Origin of the sequence: Photobacterium lucens (assembly GCF_009873615.1) — a bacterium.
Lineage (GTDB): Bacteria > Pseudomonadota > Gammaproteobacteria > Enterobacterales > Vibrionaceae > Photobacterium > Photobacterium lucens.
In genome coordinates this window covers 1-5,345 of sequence record NZ_SSMG01000104.1, presented here as the reverse complement: position 1 = coordinate 5,345, position 5,345 = coordinate 1, and the positions used below count along the sequence as shown (strand labels likewise).

At 43.1% G+C, this 5,345-nt stretch carries 7 protein-coding genes; all 7 read left to right on the top strand.

The window, feature by feature from the left end; all coding sequences use genetic code 11:
• Positions 1–67: 67 nt before the first annotated feature.
• The 7 genes from E5A76_RS05365 (at position 68) to fusA (ending at position 5,167) form a co-directional block, all read left to right on the top strand.
• Positions 68–790, top strand: a complete 723-nt coding sequence (locus tag E5A76_RS05365; RefSeq protein WP_008988091.1) for a helix-turn-helix transcriptional regulator — start codon at positions 68–70, stop codon at positions 788–790.
• Positions 787–1,179 carry a sulfurtransferase complex subunit TusD gene (gene tusD, locus E5A76_RS05360; protein ID WP_161118320.1) on the top strand — a complete coding sequence of 131 codons (393 nt, stop codon included), beginning with the start codon at positions 787–789 and terminating at the stop codon, positions 1,177–1,179. The genes E5A76_RS05365 and tusD overlap by 4 nt, the downstream gene beginning before the upstream one ends.
• Positions 1,180–1,189: 10 nt before the next feature.
• A complete protein-coding gene (tusC, locus tag E5A76_RS05355; RefSeq protein WP_053987531.1) occupies positions 1,190–1,546 on the top strand; it encodes a sulfurtransferase complex subunit TusC in 357 nt (118 codons plus the stop codon).
• A 7-nt stretch (positions 1,547–1,553) separates the two neighbouring features.
• Entirely contained in the window at positions 1,554–1,847 is a 294-nt protein-coding gene (gene tusB / locus E5A76_RS05350) for a sulfurtransferase complex subunit TusB (RefSeq protein WP_053987522.1), read from the top strand.
• Between the two features lie 178 nt (positions 1,848–2,025).
• The gene (gene rpsL / locus E5A76_RS05345; RefSeq protein ID WP_004399892.1) at positions 2,026–2,400 is read left to right on the top strand and encodes a 30S ribosomal protein S12; all 375 of its coding nucleotides are present in this window, start codon (positions 2,026–2,028) and stop codon (positions 2,398–2,400) included.
• 95 nt (positions 2,401–2,495) lie between these two features.
• The gene (rpsG, locus tag E5A76_RS05340; RefSeq protein ID WP_008988087.1) at positions 2,496–2,966 is read left to right on the top strand and encodes a 30S ribosomal protein S7; all 471 of its coding nucleotides are present in this window, start codon (positions 2,496–2,498) and stop codon (positions 2,964–2,966) included.
• A gap of 95 nt (positions 2,967–3,061) precedes the next feature.
• Positions 3,062–5,167 carry an elongation factor G gene (gene fusA / locus E5A76_RS05335; protein ID WP_161118319.1) on the top strand — a complete coding sequence of 702 codons (2,106 nt, stop codon included), beginning with the start codon at positions 3,062–3,064 and terminating at the stop codon, positions 5,165–5,167.
• Positions 5,168–5,345: the final 178 nt, after the last annotated feature.

Genomic DNA, 5,345 nt, shown 5'->3' with positions numbered 1-5,345 from the left:
ATTTAATACTTATGCTGGATGCATAAATTGTATAAATAGTCTTGATTGCAGCATGGAAGATTGAATAGTGGTTTCTACTGATAACTTTGGTTCAGAGGTGATGGTCGACAGTGATATCGTCGATAGCCGAATCTTCTCTGAGCATGATTATATTATTCTTCGTTCTTACGAAGCTGTCGTTGATGGTTTAGCTGCACTGATTGGTCCGTTTTGTGAAATCGTGCTGCACTCATTAGCCGATCTTAATACCTCAGCAATTAAAATCGCTAATGGTGAGAATACAGGTCGTAAAGTTGGCTCGCCAATTACTGATCTTGCATTGCGCATGTTACGTGATATTGAAGGTTCTGAACGTAACTTTTCTCGCGCTTATTTTACCCGTGCTAAAGGTGGTGATTTAATGAAATCGATCACCATTGCAATCCGAAACGGTGATAACAACATCATCGGTCTATTGTGCATTAACGTTAACTTAGATGCGCCATTTTCACAGATCCTACAATCGTTTATGCCAACAGATGAAGCTAAACAAGCGGCATCTAGCGTTAACTTTGCTAGTGACGTTGATGAACTTGTTGATCAAACTGTTGAGCGTACTATCGAAGAGATTAATGCCGATAAGAATGTATCGAACAATGCGAAAAACCGTCAAATTGTGATGGAGCTGTTTGATAAAGGCATCTTCGATATTAAAGATGCCATCAACCGTGTTGCAGATCGTCTAAATATTTCAAAGCACACTGTGTACTTGTATATCCGTCAGCGTAAAACAGAGGACGGTGAGAAGTGAGTTTAACTTACGCTATCGTGGTAAATGGCCCCGTTTATGGCAGTCAAACGTCGCGTTCTGCATACCAATTTGCACAAGCGCTAATAGAGGAAGGGCACAAACTGCAACGTGTTTTCTTCTATCAAGATGGTGTGCAAAATGGTTCAGCGTTAACAGCACCAGCTTCAGATGAATTTGACTTAGTTGCAGCATGGCAGCAATTGGGTAAAACGCATCAAGTTGAATTACAAACGTGTGTTGCAGCAGCACTTCGTCGTGGCATTGTGGGTGCGCAAGAAGCAGAGCAAAATCAATTGGGTTCAGCAAACCTTGCTGAAGGATTTGAGCAAGCCGGTCTCGGTGGGTTAGCAGAAGTAATGTTAACCGCCGATCGTGTTATTCAATTTTAGTGGTAATGCTATGAATTCACTTGGATTTGTTTTTAGAACGTCACCGCATGGAAGTAACAGTGGGCGAGAAGGGCTAGATGCTGTATTGGCAAGCTCAGCTTATACTGAAGAACTAGAGCTGTTTTTTATTGATGATGGTGTGTTTCAGTTACTGAAACAGCAACAGCCACAAGCGATCTTAAGCCGTGACTATATCGCGACCTTTAAAATGCTTGAGCTTTACGACATTGAGAACGTGTATGTTAGTGCTGAATCACTTGAAGCCCGTGGTTTAACCGTTGATGATTTGCTGATAGATGTTACTGCATTAGAAAAACAAGCACTTGTAGAAAAAATGCATCAATGTCGTCAACTTCTTACCTTTTGAGGTCGTCATGCTTCATACCGTTACTCGTTCACCGTTTCAAAGTCATTCTTTAACGCAATGTCTCGCATATGTAACTGCGGGCGATGAAATATTGCTGTTAGAAGATGCAGTTGTCGCAGGATTGGTAAAAAATAAAGATTTAGCGGCAATAAAAAACACCGGAATAAAAATTTATTTATTAGAAGCTGATGTCATTGCGCGAGGCTTGCAAGATAAGTGTGATAAAGATCTTAATCTTATTGATTATAAAGGCTTTGTTGCGCTAACTGTTAAGCACGATAAGCATATGAAATGGGCTTAATTTACTAAGACACCCACCCTAAAAGCGGCAAAAAAGCGATTGTTTAAGAAATGATCACTTGATTGATCGTTGGTTAGATCTTGACACCTTTGGGTGCGATGCCTAAAATTTCGCGTCCTCCTGTTGTTGGGAGGCAGATTTTTCACCATTTACGAAAGTAATATTCAGGAGCTATTTAATGGCAACTATTAACCAGTTGGTACGTAAGCCACGTGCTAAGCAAGTTGTAAAAAGCAACGTGCCTGCACTAGAAGCGTGCCCACAAAAGCGTGGTGTATGTACTCGCGTATATACTACTACTCCTAAGAAACCAAACTCAGCACTACGTAAAGTATGTCGTGTTCGTTTAACTAACGGTTTCGAAGTAACTTCATACATCGGCGGTGAAGGCCACAACCTTCAAGAGCACTCAGTTGTTCTTATCCGTGGTGGTCGTGTTAAAGACCTTCCAGGTGTACGTTACCACACAGTTCGCGGCGCACTAGACTGTGCTGGCGTAAATGACCGTAAACAAGGTCGTTCTAAGTACGGTGTGAAGCGTCCTAAGTCTTAATGGATTCCGTTAAGTAAGGCCAAACACTAAAATTATTTAATTTTGAAGAAACTGAAAAGTTTTGGATAACCTGAAGAAGACAACGGAGAATTTCCATGCCACGTCGTCGCGTAATCGGTCAGCGTAAGATCCTTCCAGATCCTAAATTCAAATCAGAATTGCTGGCAAAATTCGTTAACATCCTAATGGTTGACGGTAAGAAATCTACTGCAGAAAAAATCGTTTACTCTGCACTAGACACTATGGCTGAGCGTTCTGGTGAAGAACACCTAGCTGTATTCGAAAAAGCTCTTGAAAATGTACGTCCAGCGGTAGAAGTTAAGTCTCGCCGTGTGGGTGGTTCAACTTACCAGGTGCCTGTAGAAGTACGTCCAGTACGTCGTAACGCACTAGCTATGCGTTGGTTGGTTGAAGCTGCGCGTAAGCGTGGTGAAAAATCTATGGCTCAGCGTCTTGCAGGCGAAATGTTAGATGCAGCTGACAACAAAGGTTCTGCTGTTAAGAAACGTGAAGACGTTCACCGTATGGCAGACGCGAACAAAGCGTTCGCACATTACCGTTGGTAATCATACCTACTCGGTAATTAAAAATTGGGCACAGCAGGTTTACCTGCTGTGCCTAAACCATACTCTAAGGTTCACCTTAGTAAGAGGATACAACCGTGGCTCGCAAAACGCCTATCGAGCGCTACCGTAACATCGGTATCTGTGCTCACGTTGACGCCGGTAAAACAACTACTACCGAGCGTATCCTGTTTTACACAGGCATATCTCATAAGATTGGTGAAGTACACGACGGCGCTGCTACTATGGACTGGATGGAGCAGGAGCAAGAACGTGGCATCACGATCACCTCTGCTGCAACTACCACTTTTTGGCGTGGTATGGATAGCCAGTTCGACGAGCACCGAATCAATATCATCGATACCCCTGGACACGTAGACTTTACTATTGAAGTTGAACGTTCACTGCGCGTACTTGATGGTGCTGTTGTTGTGTTCTGTGGTTCTTCAGGTGTAGAGCCTCAGTCTGAGACTGTATGGCGTCAAGCTGATAGATACGAAGTTCCACGTATGGTTTTCGTTAACAAGATGGACCGTACAGGTGCCGATTTCCTACGCGTAATCGAGCAAATTAAAAACCGTCTTGGCGCAAACCCAGTGCCTATTCAATTGAATATTGGCTCTGAAGATGAATTTAAAGGTGTAATTGACCTGATCAAAATGAAGGCCATTAACTGGTCAGATGCTGATCAAGGTACTAGTTTTACCTATGAAGACATTCCTGCTGATTTGTTAGAAGAAGCAGAAGAGTGGCGCATGAACTTAGTTGAGTCAGCTGCAGAAGCAAATGACGAACTAATGGATAAATACCTTGAAGAAGGTGAGCTGTCTGAAGAAGAAATTAAGGCAGGTCTTCGTCAACGTACATTAAACAACGAAATCGTAGTTGCTACCTGTGGTTCTGCATTTAAGAACAAAGGTGTACAAGCAGTACTTGATGCCGTTGTTGACTACCTTCCTTCGCCTACAGAAGTAAAAGCAATTACTGGTGAAGATGAAAACGGTAACGCTGTTGAGCGTCATTCAAGTGATGACGAACCATTTGCAGCACTAGCATTCAAAATTGCAACAGACCCGTTTGTAGGTACGTTAACTTTCATGCGTGTTTACTCTGGTGTCGTAAATTCAGGTGATACTGTTTACAACACCATCAAAGAAAAACGCGAACGTTTAGGTCGTATTGTACAAATGCATGCGAATAAACGAGAAGAGATCAAAGAAGTGCGTGCGGGCGATATCGCTGCTGCCATTGGTCTTAAATTTGCGACAACAGGTGATACCCTGTGTGAGCAGAATCATAAAGTGATCCTTGAGCGCATGGATTTCCCTGAGCCAGTTATTCAGATCGTTGTTGAACCACGTTCAACAGCAGATCAGGACAAGATGGCAATCGCGCTAGAAAAACTAGCAGCAGAAGATCCATCTTTCCGTGTCGAAATTGATGATGAATCAGGCCAGACGTTAATCTCTGGTATGGGTGAGCTTCACCTTGATATCATCGTTGATCGTATGAAGCGTGAATTTAGCGTCGACTGTAATGTGGGTAACCCACAAGTTGCTTACCGTGAAAGTATTCGTGGTACAACTGAAGTTGAAGGCAAATTTATTCGTCAAGCTGGTGAAACTGGCGGTCGTAACCAATATGGTCACGTATGGTTACGTTTAGAGCCAACTGAGCCAGGCGAAGGCTTTGTATTTGTAGATGAAATCGTGAACGGTAGTGTGCCAAAAGAATTTATTACGGCGGCAGCTACAGGTATCGAAGAGCAAATGAAGAGTGGCGTGCTTGCAGGCTACCCAATGGTTGACGTTAAAGCGACCTTGTTCGACGGTTCGTTCCACGACGTGGATTCTAACGAAATCGCATTTAAAATCGCAGGTTCAATGGCATTAAGACAAGGTGCGCTTCAAGCTAACCCTGTTCTTCTTGAACCTATGATGAAAGTTGAAGTTACTACTCCTGAAGAATGGATGGGTGATGTTGTTGGTGACCTTAACCGTCGTCGCGGCATGATCGAAGGTATGGACGAAGGTAATGCGGGTGTGAAGATCATTCGTGCACAAGTTCCTCTATCTGCCATGTTCGGGTATGCAACAGATTTACGCTCAGCAACACAAGGCCGTGCGTCTTATTCTATGGAATTTAGCGAATATGCTGAAATGCCAAAGAATGCTACTGACAAAATTATTGCAGAACGTACTTAATTTCATTATTGCGTCAATGGCTATTGGCGCATAAAATACAAACTTCAGAGCCGTCCCCGACCTAGTAGGGGACGTATCTTAACTAGGAAGGAACACGATTGTGTCTAAAGAAAAATTTGAACGCGTAAAACCGCACGTAAACGTTGGTACTATCGGCCACGTTGACCACGGTAAAACT

Coding starts and splice junctions, on each gene's coding strand:
- tusB (WP_053987522.1), top strand. CDS start 1,554: ATGCTTCATACCGTTACTCGTTCACCGTTTCAAAGTCATTCTTTAACG.
- rpsG (WP_008988087.1), top strand. CDS start 2,496: ATGCCACGTCGTCGCGTAATCGGTCAGCGTAAGATCCTTCCAGATCCT.
- tusC (WP_053987531.1), top strand. CDS start 1,190: ATGAATTCACTTGGATTTGTTTTTAGAACGTCACCGCATGGAAGTAAC.
- rpsL (WP_004399892.1), top strand. CDS start 2,026: ATGGCAACTATTAACCAGTTGGTACGTAAGCCACGTGCTAAGCAAGTT.